The organism is Rhizobium leguminosarum bv. viciae (assembly GCF_012276115.1).
GTDB lineage: Bacteria > Pseudomonadota > Alphaproteobacteria > Rhizobiales > Rhizobiaceae > Rhizobium > Rhizobium leguminosarum_T.
This window is the reverse complement of the sequence record NZ_WIEU01000058.1, coordinates 1-1149: the sequence shown is the minus strand read 5'-3', so window position 1 is coordinate 1149 and position 1149 is coordinate 1. Positions and strand designations below refer to the sequence as shown.

1 protein-coding gene is annotated in these 1149 nt (G+C 64.5%); it reads right to left on the bottom strand.

What is annotated here, in order from left to right:
* Positions 1 to 16: 16 nt before the first annotated feature.
* On the bottom strand, positions 17 to 988 hold the full coding sequence (locus GFM02_RS34745) for an IS110 family transposase (protein WP_168272431.1): 972 nt from the start codon (positions 986 to 988) through the stop codon (positions 17 to 19).
* Positions 989 to 1149 lie beyond the last annotated feature (161 nt).

Genomic DNA, 1149 nt, shown 5'->3' with positions numbered 1-1149 from the left:
CCCTCACCAAGTCAGTTTATGCGTTGATCTTCCCTATTTCATTTTGGTGTCGCACGGCGTCTCTGACGCGGGCGTTTGCGATGGTGATGATCTTGCGCATGATGGCTGTGAGGGCGACGCGCTTGGGCTTTGCGGCCTTGAGCAGGGCCTTGTAGGCGACAGCGAGCGGATTGTCGCCGCGGCAGGCAGCGAGAGCGGCGATGAAGAGCGCCGGTCGGATCTGGCGCCGTCCGCCGGTGGTGCTGCGGTGCCAGTTGGCCTTGCCGCTGTCTTTGGGATGCGGGGCGACACCGGCAAGGCTTGCCACCTGGCGGCGGTTGAGGGTGCCGAGTTCGGGTATGACGGCCAAGAGCAGCGGCGCCAGGACAGGTCCGACACCGGGCACCGAACGCAGCTGTTGGGCCCGCAGTGCCAGATCGCGGCTTTCGCCGATCAGGGTGTCGATCTCGGCATTGAGGGCTTCGATATGGCGCTCCAGTTCGGCGAGATGGTCGCGGATATTGTCGGCGATAAGGCGGCTGCGCGGGGCTTTCAGGCGGTTCTGCTCCTGCACCCGCATGGCGACAAGGTCGAGACGTCGGGCAACGAGCAGCTCGAGCTTCTGCTGAGTGGGATCGGCCGACTGCCAACGGGGCAGTGTGGCGGCGCGGTCGCGACCATAGCGGGACAGCCATCGCGCATCGATCGGGTCGTTCTTGGCGCGCTTGCCGAAGGATTTGATATAGGCCTTGATCTTGGCGGGATCGGCGCGATGGGCAGGAATGGCCAGTTCCAGGAGCACACCGAGCAAGGTATCCTCATGGCCGCCGGTGGCCTCGCAGACGGCGAGCGTGGCGGTGCCCTGGTAGGGCAACAGGGCGGTGCGCAGCGCGTCGGCATCATTGGCGATGGTCACCGTGTGGCGGGTACGGCCGTCGCACAGGGTGACGGTGTCGCGGGAGACGTCCAGGCCGAGGACGCACTGGATTTCGGCGGGTTCTGCCATCATAATTGGGCTCCATGCTTCGAATTGTCTGCGGGCGTGTCCTTCGGATAGCCCATTCAAGTCAGCAAGCGATGCGAAGCTGGAGCGGCAAAGTCCCTTCATGAAGTCGGTCGTTGACACCTATTCCTGTACGGGCGCTTTGCCGCGCGAACCCCGGGATGGCC

Coding starts and splice junctions, on each gene's coding strand:
- GFM02_RS34745 (WP_168272431.1), bottom strand. CDS start 988: ATGATGGCAGAACCCGCCGAAATCCAGTGCGTCCTCGGCCTGGACGTC.